Origin of the sequence: Gordonia sp. (in: high G+C Gram-positive bacteria), from assembly GCF_047600565.1 — a bacterium.
Lineage (GTDB): Bacteria > Actinomycetota > Actinomycetes > Mycobacteriales > Mycobacteriaceae > Gordonia.
In genome coordinates, this window is the sequence record NZ_JASGKN010000001.1 from 1,152,672 (window position 1) to 1,170,693 (window position 18,022).

14 protein-coding genes are annotated in these 18,022 nt (G+C 66.6%); 2 read left to right on the forward strand and 12 right to left on the reverse strand.

From position 1 onward, the window contains the following. Nucleotides 1-15 precede the first annotated feature (15 nt). Nucleotides 16-573: a TetR/AcrR family transcriptional regulator gene (locus QM774_RS05565; protein ID WP_414974930.1), complete on the forward strand. Its 558-nt coding sequence runs from the start codon at nucleotides 16-18 to the stop codon at nucleotides 571-573. 20 nt (nucleotides 574-593) lie between these two features. Beyond that, nucleotides 594-2,951 (forward strand): malto-oligosyltrehalose synthase, encoded by a 2,358-nt coding sequence (gene treY / locus QM774_RS05570; RefSeq protein WP_414974931.1) that lies wholly within the window; start codon nucleotides 594-596, stop codon nucleotides 2,949-2,951. A gap of 7 nt (nucleotides 2,952-2,958) precedes the next feature. Here the strand turns inward: treY and QM774_RS05575 are convergent, their stop codons facing one another. The 12 genes from QM774_RS05575 to dnaE form a co-directional block, all read right to left on the reverse strand. Beyond that, a complete protein-coding gene (locus tag QM774_RS05575; RefSeq protein WP_414974932.1) occupies nucleotides 2,959-3,906 on the reverse strand; it encodes a hypothetical protein in 948 nt (315 codons plus the stop codon). A gap of 79 nt (nucleotides 3,907-3,985) precedes the next feature. Continuing rightward, nucleotides 3,986-5,143: an MlaD family protein gene (locus QM774_RS05580; protein WP_414974933.1), complete on the reverse strand. Its 1,158-nt coding sequence runs from the start codon at nucleotides 5,141-5,143 to the stop codon at nucleotides 3,986-3,988. Then, nucleotides 5,144-6,265, reverse strand: a complete 1,122-nt coding sequence (locus tag QM774_RS05585) for an MCE family protein (protein WP_414974934.1) — start codon at nucleotides 6,263-6,265, stop codon at nucleotides 5,144-5,146. It lies immediately after the preceding gene. Continuing rightward, entirely contained in the window at nucleotides 6,262-7,386 is a 1,125-nt protein-coding gene (locus tag QM774_RS05590) for an MCE family protein (protein WP_414974935.1), read from the reverse strand. The genes QM774_RS05585 and QM774_RS05590 overlap by 4 nt, the downstream gene beginning before the upstream one ends. After that, a complete protein-coding gene (locus QM774_RS05595) occupies nucleotides 7,380-8,372 on the reverse strand; it encodes an MCE family protein (protein ID WP_414974936.1) in 993 nt (330 codons plus the stop codon). The genes QM774_RS05590 and QM774_RS05595 overlap by 7 nt, the downstream gene beginning before the upstream one ends. Continuing rightward, nucleotides 8,369-9,403, reverse strand: coding sequence for an MlaD family protein (locus QM774_RS05600; RefSeq protein ID WP_414974937.1), 1,035 nt, complete (start codon nucleotides 9,401-9,403; stop codon nucleotides 8,369-8,371). Before QM774_RS05600 ends, QM774_RS05595 begins: the two co-directional genes overlap by 4 nt. Beyond that, complete coding sequence (locus QM774_RS05605) at nucleotides 9,400-10,758, reverse strand: MlaD family protein (RefSeq protein ID WP_414974938.1); 1,359 nt, start codon at nucleotides 10,756-10,758, stop codon at nucleotides 9,400-9,402. Before QM774_RS05605 ends, QM774_RS05600 begins: the two co-directional genes overlap by 4 nt. Nucleotides 10,759-10,761: 3 nt before the next feature. Beyond that, nucleotides 10,762-11,628 carry an ABC transporter permease gene (locus tag QM774_RS05610; RefSeq protein ID WP_414974939.1) on the reverse strand — a complete coding sequence of 289 codons (867 nt, stop codon included), beginning with the start codon at nucleotides 11,626-11,628 and terminating at the stop codon, nucleotides 10,762-10,764. Nucleotide 11,629: 1 nt separating this feature from the next. Then, nucleotides 11,630-12,424, reverse strand: a complete 795-nt coding sequence (locus QM774_RS05615) for an MlaE family ABC transporter permease (RefSeq protein WP_414974940.1) — start codon at nucleotides 12,422-12,424, stop codon at nucleotides 11,630-11,632. A 256-nt stretch (nucleotides 12,425-12,680) separates the two neighbouring features. Beyond that, nucleotides 12,681-14,069, reverse strand: coding sequence for a threonine ammonia-lyase IlvA (ilvA, locus tag QM774_RS05620; RefSeq protein ID WP_414974941.1), 1,389 nt, complete (start codon nucleotides 14,067-14,069; stop codon nucleotides 12,681-12,683). Further along, nucleotides 14,038-14,301, reverse strand: coding sequence for a hypothetical protein (locus tag QM774_RS05625; protein WP_414974942.1), 264 nt, complete (start codon nucleotides 14,299-14,301; stop codon nucleotides 14,038-14,040). The genes ilvA and QM774_RS05625 overlap by 32 nt, the downstream gene beginning before the upstream one ends. A gap of 70 nt (nucleotides 14,302-14,371) precedes the next feature. Continuing rightward, nucleotides 14,372-17,914, reverse strand: coding sequence for a DNA polymerase III subunit alpha (dnaE, locus tag QM774_RS05630; protein WP_414974943.1), 3,543 nt, complete (start codon nucleotides 17,912-17,914; stop codon nucleotides 14,372-14,374). Nucleotides 17,915-18,022: the final 108 nt, after the last annotated feature.

The window sequence follows — 18,022 nt, forward strand, 5'->3', positions numbered from 1 at the left end:
TGCTACTGTGGGCGCGTGGGCAACAGTCGGGCGGATATCCTCGCCGCCGCTCGCGGCATTCTGGCCGAGCACAGCCTCGCCGATCTGACAATGCGCCGGCTCGCCACCGAAGTCGGTGTCCGCCCCAACGCCCTGTACTGGCACTTCCCCGACAAGCAGACGATGCTGGCCGCTCTCGCCGACGACATCGTCGGCCGGGTCCGCGTCGACGACGGCGGCGAGTGGGACACCGCGCTGGCCGGCGCCACCGCCGACCTGCGCGCCGCACTCCTGTCCGTTCCGGACAGCGCCGAAGTCGTCTCGTCCGCGCGGGCGTCGGGGCTGTCGTCCAACGATCTGTCCGCCCGGCTCGAGCAACGCGCCCGGGCCGGGGGACTTCCCGCGCCCGTCGCCGAGGGACTCGCGACGGCGCTGGTCCAGCTCACACTCGGTCTGACCATCGAGGAGCAGACCCGCGCCCAGATGGAACGCCTGGGCGTCATCGGTCCGTCGGGCCGCGATTTCACCGGCGAGTTCACCCGCGCCGTGCGGGTGATCGTCGACGGGGCCCGATCGGCCCTGAAACCCCGCTGACCGCCGGTACGATTTCTTCGATGCCCACCTTCCCGATCGAGCCGGTGGCCACCTACCGGGTCCAGCTCAGTCCCGAGTTCGCCTTCGCGGAGGTGGCGGGCATCCTCGATCAACTGGTGGACCTGGGCATCTCCCACCTCTATCTCTCCCCCGTCCTCGAGGCCTGCCCCGGCTCGCAGCACGGCTACGACTGGCTGCCACCGGGCCGGATCGCACCGCTCCTCGGGGGTGACGACGGCTACCGCCTGCTCCGCGAGACGGCTCGCGCCGCGGGCATCGGCATCGTGCTGGACATCGTGCCCAACCACTGCGGGGTCGGCGCTCCGCTGCACAATCCGTGGTGGGCCGATGTCCTGCGGCACGGTGTGGAGTCGCGCTACAGCCGTTGCTTCGACCTGCGGCCGGTGACCGTCGACGGTGCCGCCGACGTGATCGCCCTCCCCTATCTGGGATCCGAGGACGATCTGGATGCGCTCACGCTCGACGACGACGGCAACCTGCACCTGTACGAGTGGGTGCTGCCGACCACGCCGGGCAGCGCCGCGCCGGGCGACGACCCGCGGGTCGTGCTCAACCGCCAGCACTATCGACTGGTGCCCCACGACAGCAACCGGTTGTCGTACCGGTGCTATCTGGACATCAGCGAGTTGGCGGCGCTCCGTCAGGAGGATCCGGAGGTGTTCGCCGCGACCCACGCCTGGCTCGCCGAACTGGTCGCCGACGACCTCGTGGACGGTGTGCGCGTGGACCACCTCGACGGGCTGTGCGACCCGCTCGGCTATCTGACCTCGCTGCGCGCACTGGTCGGGCCGGACCGGCTGATCTATGTCGAGAAGGCGCTGTCGGTGCCCGACGACGAACGACTCGACCCGTCGCTGCCGGTCGAGGGAACCACCGGCTACGAACAGCTGCAGCTCATCGAGGCGGCGTTCACCGCGGCGCCGGGCGTGATCGAGCTCGACGAGGTCTACCGGACGGTGACCGGCGTGTACGGCGACGGCGATCAGCTGTCGTCCCTCGCCCACCAGCTGCGCGAGTCGACCATGCGGTCGTCGTTCCCCACCCGCATGCGCTGGGCCAGCACCGCGGTGGTGCAGTCCGTTCTCGAGCACACCGGGGTCGACCATCCCCTCTATCTGGTCGAGCAGGCGCTCGCGACGTTCATCGCACTGATCAACGTGAGCCGGCCCGACTATCCGGTCGACCGTGCGCTCACCGCCGCGGCCATCACCCGGGCACGTGCGGCGCAACCGAACGCGGAAGCCGGATTCGACGCCCTCGACACGGTGTTCGACGACCCCGTCCGGCACGAGGAGGCGGCGTTCCGGGTGAGTGAGCTGGCGGCGGCCGTCCAGGCGAAGGCCATCGAGGACATCGGCTTCCACCGCACCGCGCGCCTGGTGTCGACGCAGGAGCTCGGCTGCAATCCGCGGGTCCCCGCGATCGCGCGCGGCGAGTTCCACGACCGTAACCGCGTCCGCGCCGCACGGTATCCGCTCGGCCTCACCGCCACCAGCACCCACGACACCAAGCGCAGCATGGACGTCCGCTCCCGGATCTCGGTGATCGCACAGGTGCCCCAACGATGGAATCTGCTGGTGAACCGGATCCTCCGGGAGTGCCCACCCCCGCACGAGCGGACCGCCTATCTGCTGCTCCAGAACGTCATCGGACTGTGGCCCGCGCAGGGCACACCCGACGACGACGTCCGCCGGCGTCTCGCCGACTACGCCACCAAGGCGATGCGTGAGGCCGCCTTGGTCACGTCCTGGTCGTCACGCAACGAGGCCGCCGAGCAGGAGACCCTCGACTGGCTGGACGACCTGATGAGCGGCCGTCCCGCGGAGCTGATCGGCGAGTTCGTCTCGGTCATCGTACCGGCCGGACGTGCCGAATCGCTGTCCCGGACCGCCGTGGCCCTGCTCGGTCCCGGTGTCGGCGACCTCTACCAGGGCAGCCAGTGGTGGAATCACTCCCTCACCGATCCCGACAACCGGCGGCCGGTGGACTATTCGCGCAGCACCGATCATCCGAAGTACCGGCTGATCCGCTCGGCGCTCGCCATGCGCCGGCGGCGTCCCGCGTCGTTCGGTGCCGGTTCGGGATACGACGAGGTACGCACGATCGGCACCGCGGCCCGTCATCTGATCGCGTTCTCGCGGGGACCCGCTGCGGGTGCACCGCCGGAGGTCGTGGTGGTCGGCGTGCGGCTGTCGCACACCTTCTACGGCGACGAGATCCGGGAGAACGCGATCGTCGAACTGCCCGCAGGACGCTGGCGGGACACCGACACCGGCGACGAGTTCGACGGTCCGGTGACCGCGGCGGCGCTCCTGGGCGATCGCTCCGTATCGATCCTCGAACTCGCCGAGGACTGATCGCCGGTCAGCCGGCGGGTGCCGGCTCTGGCGTCTGCGTCTGCTGATCCGAGGTCTGCGGGGTCCCACTCTGCGGAGCCTGAGTCTGACCGTTGCTGTCTGCTTCACCCTGGTGGGTGACGCCCGGCAGGCCTTCAAGATTCGACACCAGCCACTTGCCACCCTGCTTGACCAGGTGGATCTGGAACAGGACGGCCTGCTCGGCACCTTCCGGGGCGAGGGCGCTGGTGCCCTTGATGTCGGCAGCCAACACCGTCACGGCGGCCTTGCTGTCGAACGATTCCACCATCGACGAGGTGACGGTGATCTGACCGTTCTGCAGCTTCATCTGGTCGAAGTAATCGACGCCTGACTTCGCGCCCTCTTCGGCACGCTGCTTGGCTTCACCGGTGGACAGCGGCACAACGGCGTCGGCAACGGTCTTCGCGGTCGCACCCTGCGCCATCATCGAGTTGAAGTAGGTGGTCACATAGTGCGCCGACGCGGCCTTCGAGTCGTCGAATGCGGCCAGCGTGCGGCTCTTGCTCCACCACTGCCAGCCACCGACCACGAGAAGCGCGAGCAGCAGCAGGGCGGCGACCAGACTGCCCACCTTCTTCAGCGACGACGTGCTGACGGTGATGCCGTCCTTGCCGCCGCTCGAGGCGGATGCCTCCGCCCCGTCGGCGGCCGGAGCGGCGGCCGACGGATCGACCTTCTTCTCGACGGCGGTGACGGCCTCGCTCGCCTTCTCCTCGACCCTGGCCGCCTCAGCCTTCACCGTGGCCTTCGCGGTACTCGCCTTCCCGGCAGCGGCCTTCGTGGCCGATGCCTTCTTCGCCGCGGCCTTCGTGGCGGGGGCCTTCGTGGCCGGGGCCTTCGTGGCGGGGGCCTTCGTGGCCGGGGCCTTCTTGGCCGGGGCCTTCTTGGCGGGCTTGCGAGTGGCGGGCTTGGTGTCGTCGGCGTCGGGGCTCATGCGTCCTTCATCAATGGGTCGAAAAGAGTGTCGTCAGCGGATACGTACGCCGATGCACGTGCATCGGTGTGCGCCCCGCTCAGTTCAGCGGAACCGTACGGGCGTTCGGATCGTATCCCTCCGGCGGACCCGCGGTGTCGTCACCCTCGGGCCGCGGAGCCATCGCCGAACCGCGTCGCTGCTGGTTCTCGTCCTCGGTCGCGCAGTACAGATTCGTCGGCACCGAGTCCTCGAGGATCTGCGTCGGCCGCGTCGGCGTCACCGGATAGTCGCAGTACGGCTTCGGGTACAGCGCGGCCAGCGCCCACCACGCGCCGTCGTGGAACATCTTCTGCGACTGGATGGATCCGTCCCGGATCGCCGGCATCAGCGCGGCCAGGGTCGGAGCGCGGATCGAGCCCTGCTTGGCGACGTCCAGGAACTGCTTGAGCGCCGAGGTCAACGGATCGGAGATGGTGTCCAGGGAGCCGGTCAGGCTGGTCACCCGGCCGGGGCCGGTGTCCATCAGGGTCCGGATCTCCTTGTCCGACTTCACGGCCTGGTCGATGAGGGCACTGCCGCCGTCGATCATCTTGCTGAGATCCGGCTGAATACCGGAGGTCGTCTTGAGGATGGTGCCCGAGTTGTTGATCAGCGTCACCGTCTGCGGCAGCACCTTGTAGAGATCGGTGAAGATCGCGCCACCCGAGTTGAAGATCGACTTCAGACGGTTCGGATCCTGATCGTTGAGCGCGATCGTCAACTGGCCCAGTGCGTTCGACAGCTTGTCCGTATCGACCTGAGAGATCACGCTCATCGCCGATTCGAGCATGCCGGAGAACTGTGCCGTCACATGGGTCTGGCTCGGCTGGATCACGTCGCCGCTCGCCAGGTACGGACCGGAATCGGTGGTCGGCTCGATGTCGACGTACTGCTCACCGGCGGCCGACAGACCGAGCGCCGAGAACTTGGCATCCTTGTTGATCTTGTAGTTCTTCCGGAGCGCCAGTTTGACGTCGACGGTCTTCGGATTCACCTGGATCGACTTCACGTTGCCGATCTCCACGCCCCGCAGGGTCACCTTCGAGGTGTTCTGCAGACCACCGGAGATCGGGAACTTGACGGTCACGTCGTACTTGCTCTGCCACGGACGCCAGTTCAGCGAGACGAACGCCAGGAACGCCAGGCCGAGCAGCATGGTCAGGGCCAGCGCGATGTTGCCGTAGAGGATCTTATGCTTGCGCAGTGCGTTCAGCATCTAGTTCGCCCCCTGTCCGCCCATGCGACCGAGGACGGTCCGCAGCGTCTGCTGCAGCGACTTCAGGCCGTCGTCGAGGTCTTCCACTTCCGGGATCCTCGAACGCGAATCGAAGCCGGCACCCGGCGTCAGCCAGTACAGCTTCGTGGCGACCGCCGCGGCGTTGCCCTGGGTGCTGCGCTTCCACTTCGGGTTCAGCGTCACCAGACGATCCATCAACGGACCCATCTGCGGCGCCGTCTTGTCGAGTGCGGCCAGCGTCGTGTTCAGGTTCTGGAACAACTCCACCAGATTCGCCTTCTGGCTGTCGAGGAAGTCGTTGGTCGCCGAGGTGACCTTGTTCGTCTTGTCCAGTGTGTCCATGATCAGGTCGAGGTTGTCGTTGACCGCGTTGATCGCCGGCGGCAGCTTGTTGATCGCCGCCGCGATCTGATCGCGGCCGGCGGCCAGCTGACCGGTCAGCTTCGACGTCTCGGCCATCGCCTGGTCGACCTGCTTGGAGTTGTCGTTGAACTTGCTGATCGCGTCGGTGAAGCCGGTGATCGCACCGTTCAGCTCCGAGGCGTTGCCGGAGATGGCGGTGCTCAGCTCGGTGAAGATGGTCTGCAGCGAGCCGATCGATCCCGAATCCACCTGGGCGGTCATGCTGACCAGCAGGTCCTCCACGGTGGCGGCGGCCGACGTGTTACCGGACAGCGTGTCGCCCTCCTTCATGTAACCGTTGCCGGTGTCCGAGGGCGGGAGCAGTGCGACGAAGACGTCGCCCAGCGGTGTCGCCTGACGCAGCTCGGCGCCGGTGCCGACCGGGATCTTGACGCTCTTGGAGACGTTCATCTTCACGTCGGCCTGGTAGTCCTTGGCCGTGATGTCGGTGACCTCACCGACGTCCGTACCGCCGAGCCGGACCTTGGCCTGCGCCGGCAGGTTGAGCGCGTTGGCGAACTTCGCGTTGATCGAGATGGCGTCGCCGATACCGCCCGGGGACGGCAACGGGATCTGCTCGACGGTGATGCCCGGCAGCGCGCTGCACGCGGTCAGGCTGACCGCGGTCACGATGGCGGCGGCACCGGCCGCGACCTTACGGCCCCGACGGCGGCCCGGAATGTTCGTCACCCTGTTCATTTCTGACTCAGCTCCAACAGTCCGGAGAACACGCCCAGATCGGGTCCGAAGTCCGACAGCTTGCCGGTGCGGCAGCCGTTCTTCCGCAGGTTGATGGCCTCACAGAAGGTCGCCAGCATCTCGTTGTCCACGAGGCTCTTGTCCAGGAGGACCTGCGCACGCCAGGCTCCCTGTTCCGCCGAGATCGAGTTCGACAGGTTCTGGAACAGCAGGGGTCCCATGTCGACGCTGTCGACCACCTGACGGGAGAAGTCCGAAAGGTTGTTGGCCAGCGATGCCAGACGGCCTGTCGAGGAGGCGATGTTGCCGCTGTTGTTCTCCAGGAACTCCGCCGTGTTCGCGAGCGTCTGGTTGACGTTCGCCAGGGTGGCCTGCAGGCCCGGACTCTGCTCACCGAGCATGTCCGCGACCTGGGTCACCGAACTGGAGAACGACTTCATCTTCGGATAGTTGTCGGTCAGCGCCGTGGTCAGCGTGGCCATCGACTTGATCAGCGACGCGATCTGGTCACCGTTGTCGGCACCCAGCTTGCCGGCCTTGTCCAGCGACACCAGAGCGTCGCGGAGACGCTGGCCGTTGCCGTCGGCGACACCCGAGGTGATGTCGACCAGGTCGGCGAGCGGGCCGCTGCCCTTCTGGTTGCCCTTCAGGTTGTCGACGAGGCTGTCGATCGAGTCGAACAGCGTGCCGATCTCCACCGGGGACGCGGTGTGCGGCACGGTGCCGTTCGACGGCAGCTTGTCACCGCCCGTGTAGGCGGGGGTCAGCTCGATGTGGCGGGTCGTCACGATCGAGGTGTTGACGATGGCGGCGGTGACGTCCTTCGGGATGTCGATGCCGCGGTCCACCAGCATCTTGACCTTGACCTTGGTGCCTTCGGGCTGCAGTGACTTGACGCGTCCCACCGGCATGCCGAGGACCGCGACGTCGTTGCCCGGGTACAGGCCGGCCGCGCGATCGAAGTACGCGGTGATCTCATGCATCTGACCGGTCGCCGACTTGACGCTCATCGGCACCAGCGAACAGCCGGTCAGTCCGACGGCGCCGAGTGCGGTGAACGAGACGGCCACCATGGCCCGCGACCAGCGTCGCGGGGTTCCGGTGCGGGAGTACTTCAGCATCCGTCCACCACCCGTGCCGCGCAGAGCCAGTTGTCGGGGAAGATGCCCCAGGGCAGGTAGCCGTTCGCGTATGGACCGTCACCGGTGAGGTTGGTGATACTCCGTGCGGTGACCGGCAGGATGTCCAGCATCTTCCGCAGATTCTCCCGGTTCTTCTCCAGGCCCTGACTCATGGTGTTGAGGTTCGCCATGATCGGGGCGAACTGGTCCTGGTTGTTCTGGGCCAGCTGCTGCGACTGCGTCATCAGATCGGCGACGCCGTTCAGCAACCGTGTGACGAGCTGTTCACGCGCCTGGATCTTGCCCGCGAGCTGCGCGCCCTGGCCGACGATGATCGAGAGCTGCGCCTGACTGTCCATCACCTGGTCGGTCACCGAGTTGGTGTCCTTGATCAGCTGGTTGATCTGATCGGCGCGGTTGTTCACCACGTTCGACATGTCGGTGAGCGCCTGGATGGTCGGCGTGGCGACGGCGGGTGCACCGGCGAGCTGATCGTTCAGATCGCGGATGCTGTTCGCCAGGTCCTCGTCGTTGATGCCGGCGAGGATCGGCGTGCCCTTCTCCAGGGTCTTCTGGAGGTCGTAGGGCACCGCGGTGTTCTTGATCTTGTCGTCCGGGGCCGGCTTGTCGCCGTTGCCGAGACTGATGTCGACGAACCGCTGACCCAGCAGCGTGGACATCTTGATCTCCGCCGAACCGTTGTCGGTCACGTGAACGTCGTTGTCGACCTTCATCTTGACGTTGACGTGGTCACCGGCCAGCTTCGTGGCCTCGACCTGGCCGACATCGATGCCGGCGACGCGGACCTTGTCCCCCGGACGGATGCCGCCCGCCTGGGCGAAGTCCGCCGAGTACGTCTTCTTGCCGAGCGCCATGCCGTGCAGACCCAGGATGCCCAGCACCAGCGCGATCAGCACGACGGTGCCGATCAGGCCGTACCAGAGCAGCCGGCGGTCGTCGAACGAGCTCTTCAGTCGCTTCTTCATCGGCACACCACCGAGTGGTTGGTGCCACCGATCTGCGTCAGCAGACCCGGCGGCAGCAGGACGTTACCGATGCTGATGTCCAGGTTGCAGGCATAGATGTTCAAGTAGTCGCCCTGACTCATCACCAACGGGAAATGAACGAGGAACTCGGGCAGCACGGAGGCACCCTTGTCCAGTTTGGAGCCGGCCGCGATCAGACCGTTCGTCGACGAGATCGCGTTGCCGCTGGCCGACTTCAGGGTGGCCTGGCTCTGGTCGATGACGTCGGCGAAGCCCTGTGCGGTCTTGCCGATCGCCGAGATCGAGTCGCCGATCGCCGACGAGTTGCCGTTGAGTCCGGCCACCAGCTTCGAGGTGCTGTCGATCAGCGTCTTCATCTGATCACCCTGGCCGGCCAGCTCACGCATGACGACGGCCAGATTGTTGATGATCGAGCCGAGGACCTGGTCGCGGTCGGCCATGTCGCCGGCGACCGTGCCGATCTGCTGCAGGGTGCGGGTCAGCGAGATCTGATCGCCCTGGAAGGTCTGGATCAGGCTCTCCGAGAGCGAGTTCACCTGCTGCGGGGTCAGCGTGTCGAACACCGGCTGGAAGCCCGCCAGCAGACGTGTGACGTCGAACGAGTCCTCGCCCGCCAGGTCGAGCTTGGCCCCCTTGTCCAGCTTCTTTCCGGGCGTGCCGCCGTCCAGACTGAGCGCCAGGTACCGCTGACCGATCAGGTTCTGGTAGCGGATGGCGGCGCGCGTGTTGTCGTAGATGGGCTGGTCGGTGACCACATCGAAGCCGACGTCGGCCTTGCCGTCGTCCAGCTTGATCGAGTGCACACGGCCCACGCGCACGCCCGCCATGCGGACGTCGTCGCCGACGGCCAGGCCGGAGGCGTCGTGGAACGTGGTGGTGAACTCGGCGGTCCGGCCGTCGACCGTGCGTTCCAGCGTCGACCAGATCAGGTAGGTGACGAACAGTGCGAGGATGGCGAACAGGCTGAACCCGATCAACGGCTTCCGAATGCTCGCAGTGGGCTGGCTCATCGCTGTCCTCCCGTCTGCTTGTCGTTCTTCTTATCGGTCGTCGCCGGCTTCTTGGCCGACGGTGCGGGCTGCACCCCGGACACCAGTGGTCCGAGCATGAGCTGGTCCGCGGCGGTCGGATCGTGACCGAGGGCGTCGCTCAGGGTCTTGGCGTCCTGGTCGGTGGTGACCTGCGAGGACACCGTCCGGCGGGCGATACCGTCCGAGCCGTAGATCGACAGCGGTCCCGAGCTGGTCGGGCCGGTGCCGGTGCCCGGACCCACACAGCCCGGTCCACGCAGCTGGCCGTACTTGCCGCCGTTGTACACCGGGCAGTTCTGCCGCTCGTACTTCTCGAAGGCACTGAAGCTGATGCCCAGGTTCAGCTGGACGTGGCCGTTCTCACCGGTGAAGACGCCCAGCACCTTGCCGGCCAGCACGTACAGCTCGTGTGCGGCCTGCGGCATGGCGTCCGGGTCGAGCATGGTGGCGCCCAGCGTGGTGTTCAGGTCCTCGACGATGCGCTTGCCGCCGTCGCCGTTCATCGCGAACAGCGTCTGCGTCTGGTCGATCAGACCCTGGCCGCCGGACAGCAGTGCGGTCAGATTCCGCTGCTTCTCTGCGATGGTCATCGCGGGCACCACCGACTTGCCGAGGGCGTCGAGCAGTTCGGGAGCCGACTTCGAGAGACCGGTCACCGCGTCGTGGAAGTTGTCGAAGCCCGACGGCGCACCGGCCGGGAACTGGGCGTTGACGGTCTTCCAGTAGGTGTCGAGGGTGCCGACGAACGTGTTGAACGTGGCTCCACCACCGCGGAGCGCGTCGGCGACCGTACCGAGCACCATGCCCAGGTCCTCCGGCGGAACCGCCTGCAGCAGGTTGCGCAGATCGTTCTGGGCGTCCTGCAGCCGGATGGTCTCCGCGGAGTCGTCGGCCTGCACCTTCGCATTGTTGCCCAGCGAACCGGACGGCTCGCTGGGAGTGATGAGCTCCACCGAGTTCACGCCGAACAGGTTGGACGGCACGGTGCGCGCCGTCGTGTTCGCCGGAATGCCCTTGGCCTGCTTCGGGTCGAGCTCCAGCTCGACATCCTTCATCGGTGCGTTGTTGTTCGACGAGCTCGACGTGTCGGTGACGGTCTTGACCGACTTCACCGAGCCGACGATCAGACCGTTGTACCGCACGTCCGCGCCGCTGATGAGGCCGTCGCCGACGTCGTTCATCTGCGCCGAGACATGCGTGATCTTGTCGAACTTGCCCTCATACCGCAGCAGCAGAAGGAAGAAGACCAGGAGCATCACGAGGAAGAAGATGATGCCGCGAATGAGGTACTGCTGGACCGACGGGTCCCGACCTCCGGTATCGATGCGAACCACGTTTTACCCCGAAATCCGAATTCCAGCGCTGGTTCCCCAGAACACCAGCGTCATGATCAGGTTGGCGAAGACGATCACGATGATCGACAGGCGGATGGCGTGTCCGGCCGCGACACCCACGCCCTCCGGACCGCCCGAGGCGAAGTATCCGTAGTAGCACTGGATGAACGTCGTCAACAGGACGAACACCATCACCTTCAAGAACGAGAACAGCACGTCCGTCGACAGCATGAACTGCTGGAAGTAGTGCAGGTAGGTGCCTGCACCCTGACCGGACTGCAGCTGGAACATCACCTGGGCGGCGACGTAGTTGGCGGCGAGCGACACCGCGTAGAGCGGCACGATCGAGAGCACGGCGGCCGCCATACGCGTGGTGACCAGGTACGGCAGCGGGCGGATCGCGATCGACTCGAGAGCGTCGATCTCCTCGCTGATGCGCATGGAACCGAGCTGCGCGGTGAAGCGGCAGCCGGACTGCGCGGTGAACGCGGTGGCCGCCAGCAGCGGGGCGATCTCACGGGTGGTCGCGAACGCCGAGAGCGCACCGGTGATCGGCGACATGCCCAGCAGGTTCAGGGCCGTGTAGCCCTCGATGCCGACCGTGGCACCACCCATGATGCCCAGGATGACCATGACGCCGACGGTGCCGCCGCCGACCACGATCGCACCGTTGCCCCAGGCGACGTCCGACAGCAGACGCCAGACCTCTTTCTGGTAGTGCCGGAACGTGGTCGGAGCCGAACCGATCGACTTCACCAGGAAGGTGATGAGGTGCCCCATGGACACCAGGCCTTCCTTCGGGATCTCCCAGAGCTTCTTGAACCACTCGAGAGGCCGGAGGGCCGGCGGGGTATACCGCGATGCAGTCACGTCACACCACCTTGGCCGGAACGACGAGAGCGAAGATCTGGGTGAGCACCACGTTGACGGTGAACAGCAGGATGACCGAGTTCACCACGGCCGCGTTCACCGAGTTGGCGACACCGGCCGGGCCACCGCTGGTGGTCAGGCCGCGGTCGCACGCCACGATGGCCACGATCGCACCGAAGATGACGGCCTTGACGAGCGCGAAGATCAGGTCAGGCGTGCCGGCGAAGGACGCGAACGTGCCCGTATAGCTGCCCGGGGTGCCGCCCTGGAAGTACACGTTGAACAGGTAGCCGGTGATGAAGCCGACGAAGCAGACGAAGCCGCACAGCAGGAACGAGACGACCATCGTGGCGAGCAGACGCGGCGAGATGAGGCGCTCGATGGGGTTGACGCCCATCACCTTCATCGCGTCGATCTCGTCGCGGATGGTGCGCGAACCCAGGTCGGCCGCGATGGCCGAGCCGACGGCGCCCGCGAGGAGCAGCGAGGTGACCAGCGGGGCGCCCTGACGGATCACGCCCAGGCCGGTCGCGGCGCCGGAGAACGACGTCGCACCGATCTGTCCGGCGATGTTCGACACCTGAATCGACACGATCACGCCGATCGGGATGGCGACCAGCAGCGTCGGGAAGACCGACGTCGAGGCCATGAACCCGCACTGCCGGATGAACTCGGCGAACGGGAACTTCCCCTTGAGAAGGTCGGTGATGAGAACCTTGAACACCTCGACGAACATCGCCAACTGCCGGCCGAAGGTCTCGAAAGACTTGACGACGTGTTCACGCCACCATTTCATGAGACCGCTGTCGGACCAGCGTCGCCGAGTAAGCGTCGAACCGGCGTCTACCGCGTCTGTGCTCACTCCCCTGCCTTCACTCGTCGTGGGACCGCACTCGGTGCGTCTCCCGGCGAACGGCTCACCCCCGTGGTCGAGCCAGTGCGTAGCAATATACCGACAAGGACGCAGGAGTTGTGTCCGGGGTCACGATTCACAGGAAGTGTGTCGCAACCGGTCCCCGGTCCGCTATTGATGCGCCGGCAGAAGACGCCGGTCAGGTGAGGTATTCGTAAGCGGGAGTGCCCGGCTCGAGCCGCTGGGCATCGAGACGCGAGTGCGCCATCCGGTCCAGCAGCGGCTCGAAGTCGTCACGATCGCCGAGCTGGATGCCGACGAGAGCGGCACCGGTCTCACGGTTGTTGCGCTTGACGTACTCGAACAGCGTGATGTCGTCGTCGGGGCCGAGGACCTCGTCGAGGAACCGTCGCAGTGCCCCTGGCTCCTGCGGGAAGTTCACCAGGAAGTAATGCTTCAGGCCGCGGTGGACCAGTGAGCGTTCGATGATCTCGCCGTAGCGCGACACGTCGTTGTTGCCGCCGGAGACCAGCGACACCACGGTCGCCCCGGCCGGCAGCGACAGCTCGGCGAGAGCCGCGGCGGCCAGCGCTCCGGCGGGCTCGGCGATGATGCCCTCGTTCTGATAGAGCTCGAGCATGGTCGAGCAGATCGCGCCCTCGTCGACGTGGGTGACGGTGACGCTGCCCGGCGCGAGATCGACGTCGGCGGCCGCGATGACCGGCACCGCCGGATGGTCGGTGATCGAGGCGAAGACCGGATGGTCGACGACGCGCGCACCGGCGTCGGCCATCACGCGGTGGCCCAGGTTGCCGATCCGTTTGACCGCGGCGCCGTCGACGAACGGGTCGATCTCGTCGAGGGTGTACGGCTCTCCGGCGACCAGTGCCGCACCGAGGGACGGTGCCCCGGCCGGTTCGACGCCGACGATCGCGACGTCCGGATACAGGGCGCGCAGGTAGGTGACGATGCCGGCCATGCAGCCGCCGCCGCCCACCGGCAGCACCACGACGTCCGGCTCCTCGCCCAGTTGCTCGACGATCTCCTTGCCGATGGTCCCCTGGCCGGCCGCGGTCCGCGGATCGTCGAATGCGTGGATCCATGCCGCACCGGTCCGCAACACGTCGGCCTGCGCCGCGGAGGCGGCCGCGTCGTAGGTGTCGCCGACCTCGATGAGTTCAACGTAGTCCTTGCCGTGCCACCGGATCCGGTCGCACTTCTGCTTCGGAGTGGTGGTCGGCACGTAGATACGGCCCGGCACCTTCATGGTCCGGCAGGCGTAGGCGACGCCCTGGGCGTGGTTGCCGGCGCTGGCCGCCACCACGCCGGCGGCGAGGTCGTCGGGCGACATCTGCGCCATCACGTTGTAGGCACCGCGGATCTTGTACGACCGGACGCCCTGAAGGTCTTCCCGCTTGAGGTGGACCCGGGCTCCGGTCTGCTCGGACAGGCGCGGACACGCCTCGAGGGGGGTCTTGGCCACCACGCCGTCAAGCCGCCGGGCCGCCTCGTCGATGTCGGCGACGGTCAGCCCGGGCACGGTGGTGTCGTGGTCGTCAGTCCGCGGAGTGGAAGTCACGGTGTCCATCGTCCCACCGTCGGGCCGTCGCGACGCGCTCACCCCACCACACCGCGATGGCGGCGGCGCCGCTGATCCAGACCGTCAGCTCTCCGGGGACCCCGGCGAGCGTGAGCACGGCCGCGAAGACGACGCCGGCAGCCAGCGCATGGAGCTTGTAGACCGGCCACGGCACCCCGAAGACGTCCACCGTCGCGGTGGCGGCTCGCACCGGAGTGCGGAACGGGTTCAGCGTGGTCACACTTCGAGTATAGCGAAAGCCGATACCGAAGTTTCGGTGGGCCGAACTCTCGGCGTGGCGGCGGGCGGTGTCAGGTCAGGCAGTTCGGTCCGAGGATCGCCTTCAAGTCCCCCATCAGCGCCGACGACGGACTGACGCGGAGCGCCTCGGTGAGCCTCAACTGCGTCTGGTTCTGTTCGCTGACGAGCGTCACGTGAACGTCCGAGGTTCCCGGATGCCGGGACAGCACCTGCTTGAGCGCGGTCACCTTGGCCGGCGTGCAGGCCCGCGTGGACAGCGTCAGGCTCAGCGGCTTGGTCGCGCCCGCCGCCGACAGGTCCGCGACGGCGAGGTCGTTGGCGCTGATCATGGTCGAGTCGTCGCGCTTGTTGACGCGGGCCTTGACCAGGACGATGTTGTCGACCAGCAGATCCATGCCGAACGCGGTGTACGCGCGGGGGAAGAAGAACACCTCGACCCCGCCGACCATGTCTTCGACGGTCACCGTCGCGTACGGTTCACCCTTCTTGTTCACCCGGCGGCTCACCGAGGAGATGATGCCGCCGATGGTGATCTGGGCGCCGTCGGCCACCTGGTCTTCCAGGAGTGCGGTGATCGCGGTGTCGGTCTGGGCGGCCAGGGCGTGCTCGATCCCCGCCAGCGGATGACCGGACACGTAGAGCCCGAGCATGTCGCGTTCCAGGGCGAGCTTGTGTTTGGAGTCCCACTCCTCGTCGGGCACCTTCACGGCGAAGACGTCGTCGACCGCGGCATCCCCGTCACCGCCCATGTCGCCGAACAGATCGAACTGGCCGATCGCCTCGGCCTTCTTGGTGCCGACGACCGAGTCGACGGCGTCGGCGTGCACCAGGAACAGACCCTTGCGCGGATGATCGAGGGAGTCGAATGCACCGGCCTTGACCAGCGATTCGGTGACCTTCTTATTGCATGCCGTGACGTCGATCTTGGAGAGATAGTCGGAGAAGCCGGTGAACGCGCCCTTCTCCTCGCGCGATTTGATGATCGAGGCCACCACACCCGACCCGACGTTGCGGATCGCGGCCAGGCCGAAGCGGATGTCGTCGCCGACCGCCGCGAAGTCGGCGCGCGACTCGTTGACGTCCGGCGGCAGCACCGTGATGCCCATCTTGCGGCAGTCCGCCAGATAGATCGCCGACTTGTCCTTGTCGTCGCCGACCGAGGTGAGCAGAGCGGCCATGTATTCGGCCGGGTAGTTCGCTTTGAGATAGGCCGTCCAGTACGACACCAGGCCGTAGCCGGCGGCGTGCGACTTGTTGAAGGCGTAGCCGGCGAACGGCAGGACCGTGTCCCACAGGGCGGTGATCGCCTTCTGCGAGAACCCGTTCTGCTGCATGCCCTCGGCGAAGCCGCCGTAGGCCTCGTCCAGGATCTCCTTCTTCTTCTTGCCCATCGCGCGGCGCAGCAGGTCTGCTTCTCCGAGCGAGTACCCGGCCACCTTCCGGGCGATCGCCATGATCTGCTCCTGGTAGACGATCAGGCCGAACGTCTCCGAGAGGATCTCCTTGAGCGGCTCCTCGAGTTCCGGGTGGATCGGCTTGACGTCCTGCAAGCCGTTCTTGCGTCGCGCGTAGTCGGTGTGCGCGCCGACATCCATCGGGCCCGGACGGTAGAGCGCCAGAACGGCGACGATGTCCTCGAAGCCGGTCGGCTGCATCATCTTCAGGAGTTCGCGCATGCCGCCGCCGTCGAGCTGGAACACGCCCAGCGTGTCACCGCGCGCGAGGAGCTCGTAGGTCTTGGCGTCGTCGAGTTCGAGCTTGTCCAGATCGAGATCGATTCCGCGGTTCGCCTTGATCATCTCCAGGGCGTCACCGATCACGGTGAGGTTGCGCAGACCCAGGAAGTCCATCTTCAGCAGGCCGATGGCCTCACACGACGGATAGTCCCAGCCGGTGATGATGGCGCCGTCCTGCGGCCGTTTCCACACCGGGATGGCGTCGGTCAGCGGCTCGGACGACATGATCACCGCGCAGGCGTGGACGCCGGCGTTGCGGATCAGGCCTTCCAGACCGAGCGCCGTGTCGTAGATCTTCTTGACCTCGGGGTCGGTCTCGACCAGGGCCCGGACCTCGGCGGCCTCGCCGTAGCGTTCGTCGTTCGGATCGGTGATGCCGCGGACCGAGATGTCCTTGGCCGCGACGGGCGGCGGCAGCGCCTTGGCGATGCGGTCGGCGATCGCGTAGCCCGGCTGACCGAACTGGACGCGGGCCGAGTCCTTGATCGCGGCCTTCGTCTTGATCGTGCCGAACGTGATGACCTGGGCGACCTTGTCCTCGCCCCACTTCTCGCTGGCGTACCGCACCATCTCACCGCGCCGGCGATCGTCGAAGTCGATGTCGATATCGGGCATCGACACGCGTTCGGGGTTCAGGAATCGCTCGAACAGCAGGCCGTGCGGGATCGGATCGATGTTCGTGATCCCCAAGGCCCACGCCACCAGTGAACCGGCCGCCGAACCTCGGCCCGGTCCGACGCGGATACCGACCTCGAGGGCATGGGCGATCAGGTCGCCGACCACCAGGAAGTAGGCCGGGAAGCCCATCTGATTGATGACGCCCAGTTCGTACTCGGCGCGCTCGGCGTAGGCGGTGGGCACCGGGTCCGGATCGAAACGGCGGCGCAGACCGTCCTGCACCTCCTTCTTCAGCCAGGTCTCCTGGGTGTGGCCTTCGGGCACCGGGAAGACCGGCATCCGGTCACGGTGGGTGAAGACGTCCTCGTAGGACTGGACGCGCTCACCGATCTCGACGGTGTTGTCGCAGCCGCCGGGAACCACGTCGTCCCACAGCCGGCGCATCTCCTCCGCCGACTTCAGGTAGTAGCCGTCGCCGTCTAACTTGAACCGCGTCGGATCCGACAGGGTCTTGCCGGTCTGCACGCACAGCAGCGCCTCGTGCGCGCCGGCGTCGTGCTGGGTGACGTAGTGGCAGTCGTTGGTGACGAGCGGTTTGATTCCGAGCTTGCGGCCGATCTCGAGCAGACCGTCTCGCACCCGGGTCTCGATCTCGAGACCGTGCTCCATCAGCTCGAGGTAGAAGTTCTCCTTGCCGAAGATGTCCTGCCATTTCGCGGCCGCCTCGAGGGCCTCCGCCTCGTGGCCCAGACGCAGGCGGGTCTGGACCTCACCGGACGGGCAGCCGGTGGTCGCGATGATGCCGGCGGAGTGCTGCGCGATGAGTTCGGCGTCCATGCGCGCCCACTTGCCGAGCTGCCCCTCGATCGAGGCCAGCGACGAGAGTTTGAACAGGTTCCGCAGACCCGTCGCGTTCTCGGCGACCATCGTCATGTGGGTGTAGGCGCCCGAACCGGAGACGTCGTCGTCCTTCTGGTCGCGGCTGCCCCAGAGCACGCGCTTGGTGTTGAAACGGGACTCGGGTGCGATGTACGCCTCGATGCCGATGATCGGCTTGATTCCGTGCTTGACGGCCGAGTTATAGAACTCGCTGGCGCCGTACATGTTGCCGTGGTCGGTCATGCCGATCGCGGTCATGCCCAGACGTTCCGCCTCGGAGAGCAGGGGGTTGACCTTCGCCGCACCGTCGAGCATGGAGTACTCGGTGTGATTGTGCAGGTGGACGAAAGATCCGGACACTGCGCGGCTCCTAGAGATCACGGACGGACGGGTGCCTCCCGCGAGGCGAGAGGACGTGTCCACTGTAGGGCTCGCCTCCGACAGAATCAGCGCGGCTCGCCAGGGTGT